Annotated in this window: 18 protein-coding genes; 8 read left to right on the top strand and 10 right to left on the bottom strand. The window is 56.5% G+C overall.

What is annotated here, in order from left to right; all coding sequences use genetic code 11:
* Window positions 1-58: 58 nt before the first annotated feature.
* The 6 genes from AC2FEB_RS00985 to AC2FEB_RS00960 all read left to right on the top strand — a co-directional run bounded on the left by AC2FEB_RS00985 (window position 59) and on the right by AC2FEB_RS00960 (window position 8,366).
* Complete coding sequence (locus AC2FEB_RS00985) at window positions 59-1,705, top strand: amino acid ABC transporter permease (protein WP_496670610.1); 1,647 nt, start codon at window positions 59-61, stop codon at window positions 1,703-1,705.
* Window positions 1,702-3,666 carry a beta-galactosidase gene (locus AC2FEB_RS00980; RefSeq protein WP_496670613.1) on the top strand — a complete coding sequence of 655 codons (1,965 nt, stop codon included), beginning with the start codon at window positions 1,702-1,704 and terminating at the stop codon, window positions 3,664-3,666. The genes AC2FEB_RS00985 and AC2FEB_RS00980 overlap by 4 nt, the downstream gene beginning before the upstream one ends.
* 146 nt (window positions 3,667-3,812) lie before the next feature.
* On the top strand, window positions 3,813-4,937 hold the full coding sequence (locus tag AC2FEB_RS00975) for an extracellular solute-binding protein (RefSeq protein ID WP_117873213.1): 1,125 nt from the start codon (window positions 3,813-3,815) through the stop codon (window positions 4,935-4,937).
* 115 nt (window positions 4,938-5,052) lie between these two features.
* Window positions 5,053-6,165, top strand: coding sequence for an ABC transporter ATP-binding protein (locus tag AC2FEB_RS00970; protein WP_117873215.1), 1,113 nt, complete (start codon window positions 5,053-5,055; stop codon window positions 6,163-6,165).
* Between the two features lie 12 nt (window positions 6,166-6,177).
* Window positions 6,178-7,098, top strand: a complete 921-nt coding sequence (locus tag AC2FEB_RS00965) for an ABC transporter permease (protein ID WP_496670617.1) — start codon at window positions 6,178-6,180, stop codon at window positions 7,096-7,098.
* Window positions 7,095-8,366, top strand: a complete 1,272-nt coding sequence (locus AC2FEB_RS00960; protein WP_117873219.1) for an ABC transporter permease — start codon at window positions 7,095-7,097, stop codon at window positions 8,364-8,366. The genes AC2FEB_RS00965 and AC2FEB_RS00960 overlap by 4 nt, the downstream gene beginning before the upstream one ends.
* 40 nt (window positions 8,367-8,406) lie before the next feature.
* On the opposite strand, the gene AC2FEB_RS00955 is transcribed toward AC2FEB_RS00960, so the two are convergent.
* The 10 genes from AC2FEB_RS00955 to AC2FEB_RS00910 form a co-directional block, all read right to left on the bottom strand.
* Window positions 8,407-10,323, bottom strand: a complete 1,917-nt coding sequence (locus AC2FEB_RS00955) for a beta-galactosidase (RefSeq protein WP_496670620.1) — start codon at window positions 10,321-10,323, stop codon at window positions 8,407-8,409.
* Window positions 10,320-11,180 carry an SMP-30/gluconolactonase/LRE family protein gene (locus AC2FEB_RS00950; protein ID WP_496670623.1) on the bottom strand — a complete coding sequence of 287 codons (861 nt, stop codon included), beginning with the start codon at window positions 11,178-11,180 and terminating at the stop codon, window positions 10,320-10,322. The genes AC2FEB_RS00955 and AC2FEB_RS00950 overlap by 4 nt, the downstream gene beginning before the upstream one ends.
* Entirely contained in the window at window positions 11,177-11,782 is a 606-nt protein-coding gene (locus tag AC2FEB_RS00945; protein ID WP_496883804.1) for a 2-dehydro-3-deoxy-6-phosphogalactonate aldolase, read from the bottom strand. The genes AC2FEB_RS00950 and AC2FEB_RS00945 overlap by 4 nt, the downstream gene beginning before the upstream one ends.
* Window positions 11,779-12,672 (bottom strand): 2-dehydro-3-deoxygalactonokinase, encoded by an 894-nt coding sequence (locus AC2FEB_RS00940; protein ID WP_496670628.1) that lies wholly within the window; start codon window positions 12,670-12,672, stop codon window positions 11,779-11,781. The genes AC2FEB_RS00945 and AC2FEB_RS00940 overlap by 4 nt, the downstream gene beginning before the upstream one ends.
* A 4-nt stretch (window positions 12,673-12,676) precedes the next feature.
* The gene (locus tag AC2FEB_RS00935) at window positions 12,677-13,441 is read right to left on the bottom strand and encodes an SDR family NAD(P)-dependent oxidoreductase (protein ID WP_117873227.1); all 765 of its coding nucleotides are present in this window, start codon (window positions 13,439-13,441) and stop codon (window positions 12,677-12,679) included.
* A complete protein-coding gene (locus AC2FEB_RS00930) occupies window positions 13,441-15,147 on the bottom strand; it encodes an IlvD/Edd family dehydratase (protein WP_496670631.1) in 1,707 nt (568 codons plus the stop codon). The genes AC2FEB_RS00935 and AC2FEB_RS00930 overlap by 1 nt, the downstream gene beginning before the upstream one ends.
* 54 nt (window positions 15,148-15,201) lie before the next feature.
* A complete protein-coding gene (locus tag AC2FEB_RS00925; RefSeq protein ID WP_496670634.1) occupies window positions 15,202-16,542 on the bottom strand; it encodes an alpha-glucosidase/alpha-galactosidase in 1,341 nt (446 codons plus the stop codon).
* Window positions 16,539-17,387: a carbohydrate ABC transporter permease gene (locus AC2FEB_RS00920; protein WP_117873233.1), complete on the bottom strand. Its 849-nt coding sequence runs from the start codon at window positions 17,385-17,387 to the stop codon at window positions 16,539-16,541. Before AC2FEB_RS00920 ends, AC2FEB_RS00925 begins: the two co-directional genes overlap by 4 nt.
* Window position 17,388: 1 nt before the next feature.
* Window positions 17,389-18,315 carry a carbohydrate ABC transporter permease gene (locus AC2FEB_RS00915; RefSeq protein ID WP_496670637.1) on the bottom strand — a complete coding sequence of 309 codons (927 nt, stop codon included), beginning with the start codon at window positions 18,313-18,315 and terminating at the stop codon, window positions 17,389-17,391.
* A 92-nt stretch (window positions 18,316-18,407) separates the two neighbouring features.
* Entirely contained in the window at window positions 18,408-19,667 is a 1,260-nt protein-coding gene (locus AC2FEB_RS00910) for an ABC transporter substrate-binding protein (RefSeq protein ID WP_496670640.1), read from the bottom strand.
* Between the two features lie 141 nt (window positions 19,668-19,808).
* On the opposite strand from AC2FEB_RS00910, the gene AC2FEB_RS00905 reads away from it, so the two are divergent.
* Together AC2FEB_RS00905 and AC2FEB_RS00900 are read left to right on the top strand one after the other, a co-directional pair.
* On the top strand, window positions 19,809-20,615 hold the full coding sequence (locus AC2FEB_RS00905) for an IclR family transcriptional regulator (RefSeq protein ID WP_117873240.1): 807 nt from the start codon (window positions 19,809-19,811) through the stop codon (window positions 20,613-20,615).
* On the top strand, window positions 20,612-21,670 hold the full coding sequence (locus tag AC2FEB_RS00900) for an ABC transporter ATP-binding protein (RefSeq protein WP_117873242.1): 1,059 nt from the start codon (window positions 20,612-20,614) through the stop codon (window positions 21,668-21,670). The genes AC2FEB_RS00905 and AC2FEB_RS00900 overlap by 4 nt, the downstream gene beginning before the upstream one ends.
* Window positions 21,671-21,786: the final 116 nt, after the last annotated feature.

Genomic DNA, 21,786 nt, shown 5'->3' with positions numbered 1-21,786 from the left:
AAGCCCTTTTGGGCCCGGCGGCTGAGGTTGCCGGGCCATGTTTCAGCGGAGAAGTACCATGTCGCGTCTCAGCACGATCCGCCCGAGCAATCTTGTGTTGCTCGCAGCCGCTCCCTTCATCTTCTATCTATTCGCCACGTCTTCGAAATACCTGCGATCTTTGATTGCAATTCTGGGGATCGGCAACAATGCAGGGCCTGTTTTCGTCGGCTTTCTGCTGATCGTCTCGGTTGCAATCCTGGGATATCTCTGCGCTCGGTATGCACGTTTTACAAATCATGCTCCGGGCTGGTTGCGCGTTTCCGCCTTAGCGGCGCTGCCCGCATCAATTGCGCTTTTGGTATCAAGCTTCGTATCTCCACAGCTTTTGATGCCCTTCGTGGAATCCGTTTTCTTTCACTCGCTCAGCGAGAACACATCAACCCTTATCGACAGGTCCAGCCAGGCGTGGGTGTTGTATCCCGAAGTCGTGACCCAGGTTCAAACAGGTCTGCAAGTTCTTCTGGCAGTATACGCAGCCGTTGTCGCCTTGTGTCTGCTGTCGGCGCGGTTGCAACCCCCTTGGCGCTGGCGCGTTCTACTGGGGCTGGAATGCCTTACAGGTGCGGTTTTGTTTTATCTGATGTTCATGGCCCACTGGCAGTTCGCGACAGGCGTAGCCATTACATTCCGCGCAGCCATCTTCGCCTATATCTTCTCGGCCATTCTGGGCCTGATCTGGGTGGGGTTGCAGTCGTTCAAACCAAAGGCACGTACCACGATTCTGTATGGCTCGATCAGCCTGACATTGCTTGCAATATCAGCCTTTTTCTTCATGCAGCCGCAGGTCAGTTACGTTCTGGTCGGAAGCACCGAAGGGCGCATCGCCATTGTACGTGGCACGCCACAGGCGCAGGCTGATGTCATCCGGTTCGGCGAGTTCGAAGGTGCCGGCGACCAGCAATACCGCATACGCAGTGCCACTGATCCTGTCGCGGCTTTGGAGCAGATAGAAACCGTCGACAGCGTGTCCGGAGCCTTTGTGCCAGTAGACGCTCACACACAAGGCTATCCGGTTCTATGGCAGACAGTTTTCTTGCCTGACAAATACAGAAATCCCGCGCTGGCCTTCGCCGTTTTTGGCTTTTTGCTACTCACGCTGACCATCGGCGGCGCACAGCACAAGCTGCATCCTTTGGCGGTCGGGGCTGAATTCTTTGTGGACACGATACGCGGCATTCCGATGCTGGTGATCATCCTTTATATCGGTCTGCCTTTGGCGGGCGCGGTCAAGGATGCCACTGGGGGCGGCATTGATATGACCAACATGACACGCGGGATTATCGCGATTTCGGTAGGGTACTCGGCCTATATGGCCGAAATATTCCGATCGGGGATTGAGGCTATTCCCAAAGGGCAATTGGAAGCGGGCAGTTCCCTGGGTTTGTCTCGCTGGCAGACAGCGCGGTTGATCGTGTTGCCTCAGGCCTTGCGGATCGTAACCCCACCTCTGGGAAATGAGTTTATCGCGATGATCAAGGACACCTCGTTGCTGTCCATCCTGTCCGTCCGCGACATGACCCAAAGGATGCGAGAGTTTCAGGCAGCAAGCTTTCTGCCATTTGCGCCGTTCAACACGGCGGCAATTCTGTACGTGGTACTCACCCTCGGTTGCGCAAGCTTCCTGAAATGGATCGAACGGCGCACGGCAAAGGATAGCAGATGAGCAAACTGGAGCTTGGGGTTTGCTACTATCCCGAACAATGGGGCCCGTCCCAGTGGCGCAGTGACGCCGCGCGGATGGCCGAGATGGGTTTGGATTGGGTTCGGATCGCCGAGTTCACCTGGGGTCTGATTGAATCGGCACGCGGTCAGTTTCGCTGGGACTGGCTGGATGAAGTCATTGAGGTTCTGGGGCAGGCCGGCCTGCGGGTCATGATGTCGACGCCAACGGCTGCACCTCCCAAATGGCTGATTGATGAGCACCCCGAAATCCTGCCGGTTGGCCCGGACGGTGGGGTCAGAGGGTATGGGTCGCGCAGACATTATTGCTTTTCCAGTGACGTATATCTGGCCGAGGCGCACAGAATAGCGACGGAATATGCCGCCAGATATGGCCAGAACCCTCATGTCCATGCCTGGCAGATCGACAATGAGTACAACGACCACGACACCGCTCTCAGCTATTCTGATGCTGCACGGGCAGGCTTTCGGCGCTGGCTGGCACAACGATACGGCACAATCGACGCACTGAACGAGACCTGGGGGACCGTGTTTTGGGGGACCTGCTATTCCGGCTTTGACCAGATTGAACTGCCCAACGGTTTGGTCGCCACACCCAACCCCACGCATGCGCTGGATTTCATGCGCTATTCCTCGGATCGGGTACGGCTGTTCAACAAGACACAGGTGGATGTGCTGCGAAAACATGCGCCGGGTCGCGATATCACGCACAACTTCATGGCCGGCAGTTTCGAGTTTGATCACCACGCAGTGGCCGCAGATCTGGATGTCGTCGGCTTTGACAGCTACCCGCTGGGCAATCTGATGGGCTCAACCCTGTCAGAGACAGAAAAGCGCCGCTATCTGCGGACCGGTGCGCCAGACTATCAGGGGTTTCATTGCGATTTGTATCGCAGTCAGGGGCAGGGTCGGATGTGGGTGCTGGAACAGCAACCGGGGCCGGTGGACTGGGCGGCTCAGAATCCTTCTCCGGCAGAGGGAATGGTTCGGCTTTGGACGTGGGCAGCTTATGCCCATGGCGCGCAAGCTGTGATGTTCTTTCGATGGCGACAGGCAAAGTTCGCGCAGGAACAATACCATACAGCTTTGCTGCGCTCGGATGGTAGTGCCGATCAAGCCGCTCTTGAGCTGGTTCAGGTTGTGAAAGATTGCGAAAACTTGCCGCCGACGACGCGCAGGAAAGCCTCGGTGGCGATGATGCTGGATTACGCTTCGATCTGGGCGGCCGATATCCTGCCGCATGATGATCACTTTCCCAATTCCCATATCTTTCGCGAATGGTACACTGCCTTGCGCAGTCTGGGGGTGGACATTGATTTTGTGGGGCCCGAGGATGGCCTGCACGGTTACGCCCTGATCGTACTTCCGCAAAGCATGATTGTGACCTCGGATCTGGCCGCAAGACTTGATGCTTCCGGGGCAAAGCTTTTGATTGGCGCCCGGTCCGGCAGCAAAACGCCGCAAATGCACACCCCTTCAAATCTGGCCCCGGGTGCGCTGGCAAACTTGACCGGCGTTCGTATTGCCCGCGTCGAATCGCTTCCTGATATCGCGCGGGAATCCGTACAACTGCAAAACGGTCAGCTCTTTGACTTTAGTGGGTGGCGCGAAATCGTCGAGACCGAGGAAAATGTCCTGGCCCGCTTCAAAAGTGCCTACTGTGACGCCAGCCCAGCGGTCATCCGGTCAGATCGCGCAACATATCTGGCCATGGTCCCCAGCGGTGCGCTCTTGCGGTTGATTATGCTGGATGTCCTGGAATGGGCGGGGCTGAAGCCTCTGGACTGCGATCCCGACATGCGCTTAACCCGGCGCGGTACGTTGCATTTTGCCTTCAATTTTGGTGACATGTCCAAACCCCTGCCTGAAGGTGGAGCGCGACGCATGCTGATTGGCTCTGATCCGGTCGGCGCGCACGATTTCACCGTTTGGCAGGAAAACTAACGCCCTGAAATTCAACCAAAACGTGTCAAGAATCAAAACTGGACATAAGAATTCCGCAAACTGTCACTTTTGGACTGACGAACGGGCACAGAAAGTCCTATGAATGAAAAACAATAACAAACTAATCCAACAACGGGAGAACACTTATGACTAAACATTCGACTCTTTCGAGACGCTCTGTGCTGAAAAGCGCGGGCGCCGCGGCACTTGCGGCACCCCTGTACAGCAAGAGCGCTCTGGCTTCGTCCGGCGAAATCAACATTCTGATGTGGTCGGATTATCTGCCGCCCAGCTTCATCGAAGAGTTTGAGACCCTTACGGGAATCAAAGTGAACTACACCGGCATCGGCTCGAATGAAGAAATCATCAACAAGATGAAGGCCACCAAAGGTCAGGGCTTTGATATCGTTTCACCGACCAACAACCGCTCGCTTCAGTGGGAGCCGTTGGAGCTGTTGCAGCCTTTTGACATGAACAAGGTTCCGATCGATCTGGTGAACCCTGCCATGGCCAAGATTGGCACCGACGCTTGGGACTTTGGTGGTTCAGGTGCGCATTGGCTGCCGCATATCTGGGGTACAGAAGGCATCGCATATCGTACTGACTTGTGGCTGCCGGAAGGTGACGCTCCGTCGTATGGCGATGTGTGGTCGGAAGCGAACGCTGGCAAAACCATGGGCCGCGCACATTCGATGATGCTGGGTGCAGGTCTTTACATGGAACGCGCTGGCGAGATGGAGCCGGGTTCGGTCTGGGCCGCGTACGGTGATGAAGACACCATGCGCAAGGTTTGGGGCCAGATCACCGACTGGTGCGTCGCCCGCAAGGATCGCATCAAGCTTATCTGGAACGATGCCGATACACAGAAAAACGGCCTGTTGAATGAAGGCGTTATTGTAGGTCAAACTTGGGACGGCCCGCCACTTGCACTGAAGTCCGCAGGCGAGCCAGTGCATTATCAGGCACCTGTCGAAGGTGCGATGGCTTGGGTGGATGGTATATCTATGCCGACTGGTGCTGCGAATATCGACCAGGTTTACGCCTTCATCGACTTCGCCTATCAGGCCAAGCCTGCCGGTGTTGCCATTGACAGCCACGGCTACAACTCGCCGGTGCTGGGTGCCGACCAATATTCCGGCGACACCTACAAGAAGAACTTTGCCGAAGCCTATCCGGGCGACTCGCTGGCCAACCTCAATCCGTGGCCGGCCGAAGCGCCTTGGTACGCCGAAACCCGAACCGAGTTCGTCAACAAATTCAAGAGCGCTTAAGCGTTTCGAATCTTCGCCCTCCGCTTTTGGCGGGGGGCCCCTTCTGCGCGCCGTCCCGGCGTGACGGACACTAATATGGTGTGGTGAAAACACGCACTTCAGGGAGAAACCAAAAATGAGTGCAGGGGTCGGAGTCGATCTGGAAAACCTGTGGATCCGTTTCGGTGACTTCGTCGCCGTGCGCGATGCAAACGTCAACATCAACGGAGGCGATTTCTTTTCGTTCCTCGGGCCATCCGGCTGCGGTAAAACAACCATACTAAGGGCTGTTTCGGGCTTTCTTGAACCGAGCGAAGGCAATGTTCTGATTGGCGGCAACAATATGCGCGGTATCGGGCCCAACAAGCGTCCGACAGCGCTGATCTTTCAGAATCTCGCTTTGTTCCCGCTGATGAAAGTCTGGGAAAACATTACGTTTTCCATGGAAATCAAAGGGGCCAGTGCTGCCGAGCGCCGCAGGCGTGCCGATGAGCTTCTGGACATGATTGCGTTGCCGGGGCAGGGAGACAAACTGCCAAGCGAATTGTCGGGCGGTCAGCGTCAGCGTGTGGCGATCGCTCGCGCTCTGTGCGCGGAACCGGACGTGCTGTTGCTGGATGAACCTCTGTCGGCGCTTGACCTGAAACTGCGCCAGCACATGCGGACCGAACTCCGTGAGATTCAGCAACGGGTCGGTATTACCTTTATCTACATCACGCACGATCAAGGCGAAGCGCTGACGATGTCAGACAATATCGCCGTCATGCGCGCCGGCGTGATTGACCAGATTGCCGACGGAAAAACGATCTATAACGATCCCAACACGGCTTTTGCTGCCTCTTTTGTTGGCGAAAACAATGTGTTCCGAGGAAAAGTCAAACAGGTGATGGGCACCGAAGCTTTGATCTCGACCAACCGCTCGGGTGATCTGGTGGCACGGATCTCAACTGCCAATCAGGGCAAGATGAAAGAAGGCGACGACGCGATGATGTTCATCCGACCCGAAGCCTTCGCCATTGCTCCTGAAGGGGCAACGGGAGATCATTTTGTCACTGCCCGGGTTAACCATGAAGAGTTCGAAGGAAACGCATTCAATATCTTTACCGAGGGTGAAGGCGGCAAGGAAATCAAGGTCTCGATCCCCAACCACGGGCAATCTTTCGACGATCACACCGGGCAGAACATCACGCTGGAATACGAAACGCACAATGCCGTCGTTGTTCCTGCCGGTGAACTGGCCGCAGAATAAGGGGATAAACTCATGCCCCATTTTCTGAAGGAATTCTTCAACCGCAACGGAACCGGTATGGGCTTGGCGATCCTGGGCCTGGTTCTGTTCTGGACCATCGGCCTGATCATCCTGCCGCAGGTGTCGATGCTGGATTTCTCGTTCCGTCCGAACCTTCCGCCGCCAGAGATTGGCGGCCCTAAGGACGTCTATACTCTGGAGAACTACAAATACTTAATCTATGGCCCGGAGGGCGGCAGTCAGGACTATAACACAGTCGACCTGAGGGTGTTCTTCCGAACCCTTGTGGCCGCTGTTTGTGTGACAATCTTTAACCTGATCATCTGCTACCCGATTGCCTACTATTTGGGTCAATCCGAAGGCAGCCATATCCGCATCTTCGCAATCATGCTGATCATTCCCTATTGGATTAACGAGATTCTGCGGGCCTTTGCGTTGCGCATAATCTTCGGTGAGACCGGGGTGCTGAACACGCTGTTCATGGGATTGGGTATCTGGGATGTGCCGTTTGATTTCATCCGCAATGACATCGCGCTCTATGCAGGTCTTGGGTATGCCTACATCCTGCTGATGATCTTCCCGATGTACAACGTCATTGAAAGTCTGGACAAAAACCAGATCGAAGCGGCACGCGATCTGGGTGCGCCGTGGTGGCGAATACACTGGCGTGTGGTCATTCCCTACGCCAAGCCTGGTATCAGCTCGGGTTGTACCATGGTTTTCATGTTGTCTGCCGGTGCATTGGCTGCACCGCAGATTCTGGGCGGTCCGTCCAGCTTGTGGTTCACACAGCTGATTTATCAGCAATTCAATGACAACAACGACTGGCCACAAGGGGCCGCGTACGCGATCGTCCTACTGGTCACTTGTATCCTGTTCGTGCTGGCCGTTATGCGCCTGTTCAAAGTGAACATGGGGGATATCGGGAAATGAACAATTCCTTCCTCCGTATAAGCATCTGGGTCTATCTGGCGATCTTCTTCCTGTACCTGCTGGGTCCATTGGTGATCATGTCGATCACTGCGTTCAACTCGTCCGGGTTCCCTCGGATGAGTCCGTGGGAATGCCTCACATTCCAGTGGTTCGGCGAGCTATTTCAGGATCAGCGGATCCTGAACGGTATTAAGAACTCGCTGATCATCGGTATTGGCACAGTCATCCTGTCAGTCGCCATGGGCCTGGCAGGCGCACTGTTGCTGACCCAGATCTGGCCAAAACTGCGCGCGACTTACTACACGATCATCATCGCACCGATCCTGATCCCCGGCGTGGTTCTGGGTATCTCGACGCTGGTGTTCTGGGACCGGATCAACAGGATGTTGGGATTGGGGGCAGACAGCTTCCTTTCAAATGGCATCTTCCTGACGGTGATCGGCCAATCCACCTTTATCGCCAGCTACTGCATGCTGGTGTTGGTGGCGCGTTTGCAGCGCTACGACATGGCGCTGACTGAAGCGGCGCTTGACCTTGGTGCCAGCCACGCACAGGCTTTCCGCAAGATCCTGCTGCCGTTCATGCGTCCGGCGATTGCATCAGCGGCAGTGTTGGCGTTCCTCGCATCGTTCGAGAACTACAACACCACCACCTTTACCTTCGGTGAATACCCGACATTGACGATCGAACTGGCTCAAAAGGTCCGTTATGGAATCACGCCCGCGATCTCGGCGCTGGCCTTCATCATCGTAGCGCTGACGGTTTTCTTTGCGCTCATGAACGAAGCCAAGCTGAAACGTCAGGAACTTGTGGCAGCAGCCCGCAAGAACGCAACGGTGGAAGAGCTTGCAGGTAAGATCAAACTGCCCAGCTTCTTTGCCGGTAACATGGCTGCCGTTCTACTGGTCGTTTTTGCCGTCGCAACGATCACCGTGGTTGGAACGGCGGCGACCTATAATCCTGCGCAGTGTATCGCCGATATCCGTGAGCAAAAGCAGTTGGAAGCGGAACAGCGGATCCAGGAGTTGCGCAAACAGCGTGAGGAACGTCGCAAGCAGCAAGAAGCTCAAGAGGCCGAACAGGGTGGCGGACAAACCGCGCCAAAACCATCCAATAACAGCGGCTTTGGCAATGTGTTCGCCCCGAATTCTCTGGGTGGTGATGAAAACGAAGGCGAAGATGGTGCTTCTGAAACTGAAACCGCGCCAACTGGTAACAGTGGTTTCGGAGGGGTGTTTGACCCCAACAGCCTGCAAAGCGACGAATAGCCGTACAGGTTCATAGCCTTGGCATCCGCCCGGACTGACTTCAGGTCTGTTCGGGCGGGTTGCGTTTAAGGATTTTGACGTCACAGCCTTCGACGGTGTGTCCGTTCCAATCCACCGGTCCTGCGTTGTAGTTGATCAGGAAGTCATGATTGGCCGTCTCACGCAATCGCAGGCCTTGCGGCATCGTGCGCAATGTCAAATCGGCTTCTTCCGCAGCCATGGCTATCACACGGTCCCAAAGGTCTTCATCCGGGAAACCTGCCAAGTACCACATTCCATCTCCGGCCTTGAGCGCAGATGTTCCGTCTTCGAAACTCAGCAGGTCTTCAGCTTCTCCTGATAGCCGGTCGATCCAATGCCGCGCCGCGCCTCCTCCACGAACCTTACGGTGAATTGCAGGTGGCAGAGTTTCTACCAGATCGACGTTGCAATTTATCATGCTCAGACCGGGTCGACCGTTGTCAGGAATTTGAAAATCACGGGTGATCGCACCACTGCGTGGCCCCAGAACCGCAAGATCGCACCTGTTTGCCAGGCGTTGTTCCAACTCAGGTTCTATTCTATCCAAACCGGGAGCAAGGATCAGACTGTAACGAGCGGAAATGTCGTTCGTCGAAACAAAGTCGACAGACAAACCGGCACGACGCAGCGCACGATATGCTGAAAAAACCAATCGAAAATAATCAAAACCCGCGCCTTGCGGTTGCGTCGACCACGCCCAATCCGAAGCATAATCGAACAGAATTGCCACCTTGGCCTGTACCTGTTGCACCGCACCCAGCTTTTTCAGATTGTCTGCAGTCTGGCGGGCCTCTGCCAGTGCGGGTGCAGGGTGATTGTTCGATGTCAGCAAGCCGGCGTGCATCTGCTCTTGTGCAAACGGGGCTTGTCGCCAGCGGAAATAGCTTACCACCTCAGCGCCATGAGCCACAGCCTCAAGCGTCCACAGGCGTACCATTCCAGGAAGAGGTGCCGGGTTGTACGGGGCCCAATTCACCGGACCGGGTTGTTGTTCCATCACCCACCAACGGCCACGCCCTATGGCACGGTAAAGATCATGATGAAACGCCTGCATGTCCGGATCGCCCTGTTGCAAATAGGCGGTCTTGTGCGCTTCGTCGGCTTCCAGCCGGTCCGATAGAAAACCGATCGGATAACTGTCCCAGGTGGCGATATCCAGATCCGCGCCGACCTTGAAATGGTCGAAGTCCAGAACACGTCCCATGTAATTGTGCAAAAGCGGCGCATCGGTCAACGGGCGCAGCGTATCCACCTGAGCCCTGTTGAATGCTGCGACCTGATCCGAACTGAAGCGCCGGAATGCCAGCACATGAGCCGGGTTCGGCTCGGTCACGGTTTGATTGGGCAGGTCGATTTCGTTGAAGGTGCGATATTCCATCGACCAGAACACATTGCCCCACGCCCGGTTCAGCGTTTCAACGCTGTCGTACCGTTCGGCCAGCCAATGGCGAAACGCCTGTTGGGCGGCTGCGCTGTAGCTGAGAGTGGTGTCGTGACACCCATATTCGTTGTCAATCTGCCACGCGACCACATGCGGGTTCTTACCGTACCGTTCACCCAATATCCGGGCGATGCGGGTACATTCGGCGATATAGCCTTGATGGCTAAAGCAGTAATGCCGCCGGGATCCGAACTTGCGCGGGTTGCCGTTTTCATCGGCGGCCAGCATGTCCGGGTGTTTGTCCAACATCCAGCGCGGCGGCGTTGCTGTTGGCGTGCCCAGCACGACCTTCAATCCGGCCGCACCGAGAGTCTCAATCGCGCGATCCAGCCAATCGAATTGTAAAACGCCGGACTGCGGCTCGATGCGACTCCACGCGAACTCGCCAATGCGCACCCAAGTCAGGCCTGTTTCGACCATTTTCGCGGCATCGTCGGCCCACATCGCCTCTGGCCAATGCTCAGGATAGTAGCAAACACCCAGTTCCGGCTTCATAAGATGACCTTGTGTTCTGCCTGGCCCTGACCTGCATTTCGCGCGGCAAATGTCATGCCGTTGGTCGGTTGGTTTTCTATTGCTTCCGCGCTCAACCCCTGACGGGCCGTTGTGCAGAAAAGCGTATTTAGTTCATCGCCCCCGAAGGCGGGGCATGACGTATGTAATGCGTCATATGCAACGGCCTTCAGAAATGTGCCGTCGGCTGTGTACGCCGCGATCCGGCTGGCGCCCCATTGTGCGATCCAGATATTCCCCTGGGCATCAATGACCGCACCATCCGGGTTCAGACCTTCTTTGCGCAAATCCAGAAAAACTGCGCTGTCGTCTTCCGGCCACCCGGTTTCGGCGTTCAGACGCCAGCGCCTGACTTGTTTCGTTGCGGTGTCGCAGAAATAGGCCACCGAACGATCAGGGGCAAAACAGATCGCGTTGGAAATTGTTACATCCGGAACCAATCGCCTCAACTCACCTTTCCAGAACCGATAGATTGATCCAGCCCCGGGTTCCGCCTGCTTGCCCATTGTTCCGATCCAAAACCCACCCCACGGGTCAGCGCGGCCATCGTTTGAACGGGTGACGGAGTTGTCCGCTTCCAGAGACACAATCAAATTCCGCTTACCGGATAGCAAATCAAAACGCCAAAGACCGGTTTCAGAAGCCATTAGAAGTGTATCGCGGTCCACCCAGCCCGCAGCCGAGATGTGTTCATCGAAGCTCCAGCTTTTTGGCGTACCCCGCTCGCGGGTCATCAGACGTTTGCCGATGATATCGAACCAGAAAAGCTGACGCCTTTCAGGATGCCACAACGGGCCTTCGCCCAACTCGCAGGGGCGGTCGTCAAAGATGGTGCTCATCCGGCGGCCTCATCAAAGGCCGTTACGATATGCCGGGCGCGCTCTGCGATTTCGGCGACATCCATACCGGGTTTGTAAAGTGCAGAGCCTATCCCAAAGCCATCTGCGCCCGCTTTGATCCATTGCGCGAAATTGTCGGGTCCGGCACCGCCAACGGTAAAAACAAGCGAGCTTGTGGGCAAAACCGGGCGTAACGCGGCCAAACCCGCCGGACCAGCCATCACCCCTGGGAACAGCTTCAACCCGGTGGCCCCGGCCTTGAGGGCCGCGAAAGCTTCGGTTGGGGTGTAAACCCCCGGCCAGCTTTGCAGGCCCAACGCGACTGATCGCTTGATAACCTCTGCATCATAGTTGGGCGATACGATCAATTTACCACCAGCAGCCGACACAGCGTCCACCTGATCGACTGTCAAAACAGTGCCCGCGCCGATCAGGGCCTGATTTCCAAACGCATCAACCAATGTGCCGATACTGTCGAGCGGGTCCGGAGAATTGAGCGGCACTTCGATTCGGTCGATGCCGGCATCAATAATGGTGCGGCCAACGGCTTTGGCTTCTTGCGGCTTTAACCCGCGCAATATGGCGATGATGGGACGGCTCATGCGGTTTGCCTTGTCATGTTTCGGGCCAACGCAAGCCCGGCCAGTGTCGCCTCGGTAGCGTTTGCTGTTTCTACAAATGCGCCTTGCCGTTGCAGGGCTGTTGCATATGTCCGCGACACGCCTTCCGCTCCGATAATGGCCAGCTGTTGCCCCAGCCAATACGGACGTGTCGCGGCCAGTTCGGCCCCGATCAACAATCCTGAAAGGCGCGCGCGCGCGGTGGCTTTGGCCTGACCTTGCAACAAGTCCGCGGCTCTCAGGCTAAAAAGACGGGCAGCCAATTGTTCGGGCTTTGACAACGTATCTGCAACTGCGTCGGCGAAGGCGTTTTCGTCCCAGCCCGGACCTACAGAGTGTCGTAGTACGGACTGACCACACAGCAGGTCGAACAACTCACCCGTCATGAAAGTACGAAAGCTTACAACCTCACCAGCGCTTACCTGAACCCATTTCGTGTGGGTTCCGGGGAGGCAGATGACGCCGTCCCAATTCTGACGCGCGCCCAGAAATCCAGCAATTTGGGTTTCCTCACCCCGCATCACATCCGGCGGGGTTGTCTGTTTCAGGCCGGGTATGACAAAGGCCCGGATACGCGGGTCTGATCCGGGAACGCGGATCGGGACATCCGGCAAGGGGTCCGACGGCACGGTCGAATAAGGTGCTTCCACCCAGCCTTGGCGTGCGCCGACCATTCCGCAGGCGACCACATCCACCGGCGCGCCGGGCAACCAGTTTTCGATCAAATCCAGTAGGGCGGCTTGAAACCCGTCGGGTCCGACATGCGCCATCCCCTTGTCAGATTGCGCATGGTCCAGCGCGGTCGCACCCTGCATGGCCCAGGCCCGTAAGTGAGATGTTCCCCAGTCGACGGCGATCCACTCAGTATTCATAACATCACCCCGAAACCACAACGCCACCATCAACAGCCATACATTGCCCGGTCATCGCATGGCTGGCCCTGGACGCCAGAAAAAGTGTTGGTGCTATCATATCCTCGGGCTTCAGGTGCTCTTTCAGACATTGCCGGTCCAAATGTGCCGCCAGATCCTCGGGTGTGGCCCATTTGTCCAACTGTTTTTCCGTCAGAACCCAACCGGGGGCCAGAGCATTTACCCGGATTTTTCTCGGCCCCAGTTCACGTGCCAATGACCGTGTCATCCCCGTAATCCCGGCATTCGAGGTCGTGTAGATCGGATAACCAGCGTTGCCCATCATGTAACTGATCGAGCTGAAATTGATGATTGCCCCGCCATCTTTCATTTGCCGGGCGGCTTCCTGACACGCGAAATAATAGGCTTTCAGGTTCACCTCGATCATCCAGTCCCAGAATTCCGTCGTGGTTTCCTCAAGCGTATGACGTTGGTCGTTGGCAGCATTATTCACCAAGACGTTCAAAGGGCCATGAGCCTCGGCAGCTTTTGCCATCGTCGCGTGCAGCAGTTCGGTGTCGGTCATGTCGCCTTGCAGGAACAGCGGCGCGCGGCCGTGCTTGTCGCGCATCTCTTCGACAAACCCGCTTGCATCCGACCGACCAATGAAGGCCACATTGGCCCCCTGTGCCATGAATCCATCTGTCAGCGCCGCACCAACGCCCGAGCCGCCGCCGGTGATATAGACGGAGGCTCCGTTCAGATCGTGGAATGTAGTTGGTTGGGTCATCAGTGGCTCTCTCTGGTCACGAGGCGGGTGTCTTTGCCAACAAGGAAATCCAGATCCGCCCCCTGATCTGCTTGCAACACGTGGTCGATGTAAAGTTTTGCATAGCCGCGAGTGTAGTGCGGATCATCCGGCTGCCACGCAGCGCGGCGGGCGTTCAGTTCGTTCTCGTCCACAAGCAGTTCCAGTTCGCCGCTGCTGGCTGAAACACGGATGCGGTCTCCGGTTTTGACCAGCGCCAGCGTGCCACCCGCCTGCGCTTCGGGGCTAACATGCAAAATGACGGTGCCATATGCTGTTCCCGACATGCGGGCGTCCGAGATGCGGATCATGTCTCGCACACCCTCTTTCACCAATTTCGCCGGGATCGGCATGTTGCCGACCTCGGGCATGCCCGGATATCCCTTGGGGCCACAACCCTTGAGCACCAGAATGCTCTCGGGCGTGACCGGCAGGTCTTCACGGTCGATATTGGCCTTCAGGTCTTCGATGTTGCCGAAAACGAAGGCCTCGCCCTCGGTCTCGAGAAGCGCGTCAGTGGCCGCCGAAGGCTTGACGATTGCCCCATTCGGCGCAAGGTTGCCGCGCAGAACGCGCAAACCCGCGGCGGGTTTCACAGGGTCGTTGAAGGGACGGATGACATCCGTATTGAAACACTCGACACCTTCGTAATGAGCTGAGATGTCCTTGTTCAGCACTGTTTTTGCCGAGCGCAGAAAGGGTTTGAGTTCGTTCAGCACAACAGGCACGCCGCCTGCATAGCAGAAGTCTTCCATCAGGTATTTGCCGGAAGGCATGCAGTTGACCAGAAGTGGAATCTCGGACCCGATTTCGAAATCCTTCAAGGCTAAATTCACGCCCACGCGACCGGCCAGTGCCAGCAGGTGAACCACCGCGTTGGTCGATCCGCCAACGGCGGCGTTGGCTAGGATGGCGTTCTCGAAAGCTTCCTTTGTCAGGATGTCCGATGGTTTGAGGTCTTCATCCACCATCTCGACGATCCGCTTGCCGGTCAGATGCGCCAGCGCCATTCGACGGGCGTCGACAGCGGGCAAGGCGGCATTGGTGGGCAGCGACATACCCATCGCCTCGACCAATGAAGCCATCGTGCTGGCAGTCCCCATGGTCATGCACACGCCCGCGCTGCGCGACATGCCGGATTCGGCGCTCATGAAGTCCTGCAGGGTCATTTCGCCAGCCCGCACCGCCTCAGAGAATTTCCAGACATCAGTGCCGGAGCCGATATCCTGTCCGCGATATTTACCGTTCAACATCGGGCCTGAACTTACAACGATTGAAGGCAGATCGACCGAGGCCGCTCCCATCAGCTGGCCTGGCGTGGTCTTGTCGCAGCCGCCCAGCAGCACCACGCCGTCGATGCCATAGGCGCGGATCGATTCCTCGACATCCATGGCCAGCAGATTGCGAAACAGCATGGCGGTGGGTTTCATCTGGGTTTCGCCCAGCGACATGACAGGGAATTCCACCGGGAAGCCCCCGGCCTCCCACACACCGCGCTTCACGCCTTCGGCCAGATCGCGCAGGCCCGAGTTGCAGGGCGTCAGCTCGGACCAGGTGTTGCAGATGCCGATGATCGGGCGCCCGTCGAACGCGTGATCGGGAAAGCCCTGATTCTTCATCCACGACCGATGAATAAAGCCATCCTTGTCGAGTTTTCCGTACCAATGCTGCGAGCGGCGTTTTTTCATTTTGTAGGAGCTTTTCTTGGCAGGGTTGGGTTTGGTTTTTGAGAAATATGTAGATCAGGCTGCGCGGGCGGGGCGGCACCAACCAGGCAGCCATTCGGTATGGGTCGTCAGCAGATCCGTGACAAGGTTGCGGATTTGCCGCAAATCCAGCTCGGCGGCGGTATGCGGGTCCATCATGGCAGCGTGATAGATGTGTTCGGGGTTTTGTTCGGTCAGGGCCCGAACAGTCAGTTCCTGCACGTTGATCTGCGTGCGCATCAGGGCAATCAACTGCGGCGGGATGTCGGTGACGACAGAAGGCTGCACACCGTTGCTGTCAACCAGACAGGGGGTTTCGACCGCTGCTCCCAAGGGCAATTGCGGAATCTGGCCGGTATTGGGCAGGTTGCCATAGGCCATGTAAGGCGTGTTCGTAACGATCGCGTTCATCAGGTCCGCGGCGAATTCGTGGCTGCGCGTGACATCGATATTGCGCCCGTCGGTCAGGGTCTTGGCCTGTTCCTTCCACGTCTCGACCTGCTCGACGCAGCGGGTGGGGTATTCGTCCAGCGGGATCGAGAATTCTTGGATCAAATCCTCGCGCCCGTCCTTGATGAACCACGGCACGTATTCGGCCAGGTGTTCCGAGCTTTCGGTGCAGAAATAACCCAGGTGATCCATCACCTCATACCGCACTTTGTTAGGGCAGCGCGGCATCAGCAGCGGCGCCTTGGGGAATTTCCCCGCGTGATAGCCCTGTCGCAGTGCCGGATACAGGTCGCGGCCTTGATGTTCCAGTTTCAGAAAGAAAGCGACGTGATTGACGCCCGCGACTTTGTAGCGAAACTCATCTTTTGGCAGATCCAGATCATGGGCCAATTCCTCGACCGTATTTTGAACCGAGTGGCAAAGGCCCACATGTTTCAGGGTCGGGAAGCGTTCGGCCAGTGCCCAGGTGTTGATGGCCATCGGATTTACGTATTGCAGCAACGTCGCGTTCGGACAGAGTTGCATCATGTCCCCTGCGACATCCCAAAGCACCGGAACCGTGCGCAAACCTCGCATGATCCCTCCGACGCCCAGCGTATCAGCGATGGTTTGACGCAAGCCATACTGCTTGGGGATCTCGAAATCGGTGATTGTGCAGGGCTTGTATCCCCCGACCTGAAACGCGGTGATGACGAAGTCGGCCCCGTCCAGCGCCGCGCGGCGGTCGGTATGGGTCGAGACGGTCGCCCCGGCCCCGACCGAGCGGATCATGGAACGCGCAACTGCTTCGCTTTCCGCCAGGCGTTCGGGATCGATATCCATAAGCGCAAAGTGACTGTCGGCCAGCGCCGGGGTCAACAGAGCGTCCCCAACGATGTTCTGCATGAAAATTGTGGACCCGGCACCGATAAAGGTAATTTTGGTCATTTCACAGCTCCGAGGGTCAAGCCCGCAATGAAGTGTTTCTGCATCAGGAAGAACATGGCCACCGGTGGCAGAGCCGCAACGATGGATCCTGCGCTCATCAATTGATAAGCCGCTCGGTATTGCGCGTTGAAACTGGTGATGCCTGCGGTCACGGGCTGACTTTCTGCGCCCTGTGTCAGGACGACAGCCCAGAAATAGTCATTCCAGATGAACGTGAAGATCAATACGCTGAGCGCGGCAATCGCAGGCTTCATCAAGGGTAGGACGACGTACCAGAAGATGCGCCATTCGCTGATGCCCTCGACCCGGGCGGCCTCGATCAGCTCGAAGGGCAGGGCGCGGATGAAGTTGCGCATGAACAGAGTGCAGAACCCGGTTTGGAAGGCGATATGGAACAGCACCAGCCCGGTCTTTGTGTTGTAAAGCCCAAGTTGCAGGGTCAGATCACGAACCGGCACCATCAGGATTTGGAAGGGCACGAAGTTTCCGGCCACGAACATGAAAAAGATCCAGAGGTTTGACTTGAACTTGTAGATGCCAAGCGCAAAGCCGGTCATGCAGCTGAGTGCCACCGCTCCGATCACTGTCGGGACAGTGATCATGAATGAATTCAGCAGGTATCGCGGCATGTCCGAATTAAAGAAGACCTGTCCATAGTTGAACGCGCCCTCAAAGCTGGACGGCATTCCCCAGTAGTTCGCGTTGGTGAAGTCAGCAGCCGGTTTCACCGAGAAAAGGGCAACCGCCAGTAGGGGACCCAGCCACAACAGAAGGGCCAATGGAAGCATGGCTTGATACGTGATCTGTGCCGCACGGGGTTGTTTTTCGATGGGTTTGGGAAACATCTCAGTGCCCCTTCTCTTCACGGTACATCGACCACAGGAAATAGGCGATAAAGCACAGCATGATCAGGAAAAGGATCACGGCAATGGCTGCGCCATAACCCATGCGGAAGCCGTATTCGGACAGGGCGACCTCGAACATGTAATAGGCCAGCACTCGGGAGGATCCGAACGGTCCACCTTGTGTCATGATCGAGATCAGGTCGAAAGATCGCAGTGCGCCGATGATGGTCACGACAAACGCGATAAATGTTGCAGGCCGCAGTTGCGGGATAATGATGTGCCAGAGCATCTTCCAACCCTTGGCCCCGTCCAGGCGTCCTGCTTCGATCTGTTCCGGGTCTACAGCGTTCAGGCCGGTAAGGTACAGGATCATGCAATAGGCGGTTTGTGGCCAGAGGCCGGCGAAGATGATGCCATAGGTCACGAAACGCTCATCGCCCAACACGTTTACTGGGCCCAGGCCGAAGAAGCCGAGGAATTCGTTCAGCAACCCGAAGGTCGGATCGTAGAACCAGGTGAACACGAGCCCCACCACGACCTGAGAAATCACGAAAGGAAAGAAAAACAGGGACTTATAAAGGCGGATGCCCCAAACGGTCTGATTCAGGAACAGGGCGATGAACAAACCTGCCGGAATCGCAGCCAGGTAAAGGATCAGCCAGATCAGGTTGTTTTTCATCGAGATGTAGAAAGCATCCCGGTCCACCCATTCCCAATAAAGGTCTTCGTAGTTACGAAGGCCAACGTATTCGGCAGCGCCCAGGCCGTCCCACTCATACAGTGACAGGTTAAAGGACTGGAATACCGGAATAATCACGTACACCATGAAGAACAGTAGCCCCGGGGCCAGAAACAGCCAGGGTGCGATGCGTTGCTGGTTGCGATGAAACCAGCTTTCCTGTTCTGAGGCGTCGGCTGCAACTGTCATGGGAAACTCGGGTCTGTTGGAGTAAGGCCAGTCGGAACCCGCCTTACGTTTTAAGGGAATACGGGCCGGGCTTTGACCCGGCCCTTGCCTGATCAGTTATCGTATATGCGCCCGCGCGCGCGCTCCAGTTTGGCCAGAATCCGGTCTGCATTGTCGGGTTTGACCATGAACTCCTGGAAACCTTCCATGGATGCTTTGGCCATTTCCGCAGGTGCGTCGCGATCCCAGAACTGGGCTACCCCACCGGGGCTGTTCGACGAAAGCATTTCAAAGCCCTGTTGCAGGAACTTGTCGTCATCCACAGCGGATTGTGCGTTGACCGGCAATTGGCCGAGATTCGCGCCGTTGTTGATTTCGGTCTGCTCGTCTGCAGAGACCACGAAACGCAGGAATTCGCGTGCAGCTTCCTTGTTCGAAGCATTGGCCGGGATGTGGACCGTGTCGGTCGGGGCGTCTTCGGCCAGCTCAACATCGGGATTGATCGCGACGAACTGGTAGAAATCCAGCTGGTCATCGGTCAGGCCCGCATCGCGAAGCGGTGCCACAGCAAAGTTGCCCATCAGGTAGGCTGCTGCCTCACCATTGACCATGAAGGGCAGGGCTTCCTGCCAGCTATATGTCTGGTGATTGTCGATGAAGGCGCCCATGTCGATCAACTGCTTCCAGTTGGCGAAGGTCTGTTTTACCCGGTCATCTTCCCAGCTGATTTCACCGTTGGCCAGTTGCTGGTGGAAGTCAAAACCGTTGGTCCGCATGTTCAGATAGTCAAACCAGCCACCGGCGGTCCAAAGGAACTTGGTGCCAATGGTATAGCAGGCACGTCCTGAATCGACGATTTTCTGGCAGTTGGACAGTTCTTCTTCCCAGGTGGTCGGCTCGCTCAAACCCAGTTCATCAAAGATATCTTTGCGGTAGTAAACACCCCACTGATAATAGGTATAGGGTACACCCCATTGCTTGCCATCGATTGTCAACGCGCCCTTGGTCGAAGCGAGGTTATCGGCGATCTCAGGCTCCGCCCACAAATCCGAAACATCCTCGAACAAACCAGCCTCAACATATGGCTTCATGCGGTTGGCCGCGTACCACGTGGCCACGTCCGGGGTGTCGGCCGTCAGGAAATTCCGGATCTGCGTTTTGTATGCTTCACGGTCGATGACCGTTGTTTCGATCTCCAACCCCGGATGCTGTGCTCCGAACCGCTCGATCATCGCTTCCATCGTCGCGCGGGGCGCCGGGTTTGATGTGTCGAGAAAAATCCGCAGCTCTCCGGTGAGTTCCGCAGCTGCCGGTGCCGCCATCGCGACACCGAGCGCCAGCGCAGCCGTTGTGCGCTTGAAAGTTGAATACATGGTCTCCTCCCTGTTGCTCCCATGTAAGGTTCCAAATAATGAAACCTTGTTTTATATATTGAAAACTACACATCGACTCGGTTACTGTTGTCAAGACCCTCGTGACGATGGCGATGGGTAAATGGAGGAGAGCGGAGACCCGTGTCAGGTGACGGAACTATAGGCAAAGCATGTGATGTGCTCGATCAAGTGGCGTCGTTTGAGCGCCCGGTTCGGTTTGCTGAACTTTTGGAAAGCAGCGATTTTCCAAAGGCGACCCTGTACCGATTCCTGCAAACCCTGACCAATCAGGGAATGCTGTCCTATGACCGCGACAGGCAGACCTATTCCCCCGGGATGCGGTTGGTACGTTTGGCCCATGCGGCATGGACGCAAAGCTCTCTGGCGCCGATTGCACGCCCTTTTCTGGATGCCCTCAGCCGGGAAACCGGTGAGACCGTGCATCTGGCGCAACTCGATTCAAGTCAGGTTCTTTACGTCGATAAACGCAACGCCGCGCAGCCTATCGAAATGTACTCTCAGGCTGGCAAGGTTGGCCCGGCCTACTGTACAGGGGTTGGCAAGGCGATGCTGGCCTTCTTGGATGAAGATGCGCTGAACAGGGCGATTTCCCAGCAAAGCTATCACCGCTTCACTGACAGTACTCTGACATCAGAGCAGATGTTGAGGGCGGATCTCGACCGGATTCGCAGCCGGGGATTTGCCATCGATAATGAAGAGCATGAGCCCGGCATCATATGCATCGCATGCCCGGTTCTGACGTTGAACGGTCGGATGCTCGGTGCGATTTCGATAACCGGGTCTACCGAACGTATGGATTTCAACCAACTCGAGGCCTGGGTGCCGCGCGTACGGCGAGTGGCCGAACAAATCGGAACCGAAGCACAAGCGTGGCGATTCCCCGAAACGCGCCCAAGCCCCAGAAACGACAGGATGCAAGTGACATGACAGGTGTAACTCTGAACCAGGCAATCAAACGATACGGTCAGACTCAGGTCATTCATGGGATCGACCTGCAGATCGAAGATGGCGAATTCTGCGTTTTTGTTGGTCCTTCAGGGTGCGGAAAATCAACTTTATTGCGGATGATCGCGGGGTTGGAAGAAACTTCGGAAGGCGAAATTCACATCGGGGCGCGCGAGGTGACACATATGGACCCGGCTAAGCGCGGCGTGGCCATGGTGTTCCAGACCTATGCGCTCTACCCTCACATGTCAGTGGCCGAAAACATGGGATTTGGCTTGCGCATGAACGGTGTCCCAAAAGCCGAGATCGACCGAAAAGTGCAGGAAGCTTCGAGTATTCTGAAGCTTGACCCCTATCTCAAACGCAAACCCAAGGCCCTGTCGGGGGGGCAACGGCAGAGGGTTGCGATTGGGCGGGCCATTGTTCGCGGGCCCGAGGTTTTTCTGTTCGATGAACCCTTGTCCAACCTGGACGCTGAGTTGCGGGTCGAGATGCGCGTCGAGATCGCGCGACTGCATCAGGAAATCGGTGCGACCATGATCTATGTGACCCATGATCAGGTCGAAGCCATGACGATGGCCGACAAGATTGTCGTACTGCGTGATGGCCGGATTGAACAAGTGGGGGCTCCGATGGATCTGTACCGCGATCCTGACAATCGGTTTGTTGCGGGCTTCATCGGTTCGCCCGCTATGAATTTTCTCGATTGCGATTATGCCGACGGCCACGTCACCCATCCCGCCCTAGGTCAGCCGTTACCAATTTCGGCAAACGTTCCTGCGGGAAAGGATAAGGTGACGTTGGGAATGCGTCCCGAACACGTTTTCATAGACCGCTCAGCGGATACCTGCACCGTGGACCTGACTGAAGCACTTGGCGGTGTTTCCTACTCATATCTGCTGACGCCGAATGGCGACAAACTGATTGTGGAAGAACGGGAAGACCAACGTAGCAAAATGGGTGATCGGATTGGCATATCAATTCAACCCGCCCGTGCCATGGTATTTGATCCCGAGACAGGACAGAGGTTTCGGTAGTCCTTGGACACAACTCGAAGAACTTCGTTGGACCAGCCGCGCAGCTTCATGGAAAATATGTGGCGTGACCTGAAGCGAAACGCCAAAGACAGACGGGCGAAACGTTGAGCAGATAG

It is taken from the genome of Ruegeria sp. YTSC106 (genome assembly GCF_059609765.1).
The sequence above is the reverse complement of the archived record's forward strand: the minus strand, read 5'-3'. Positions and strand labels throughout refer to the sequence as shown.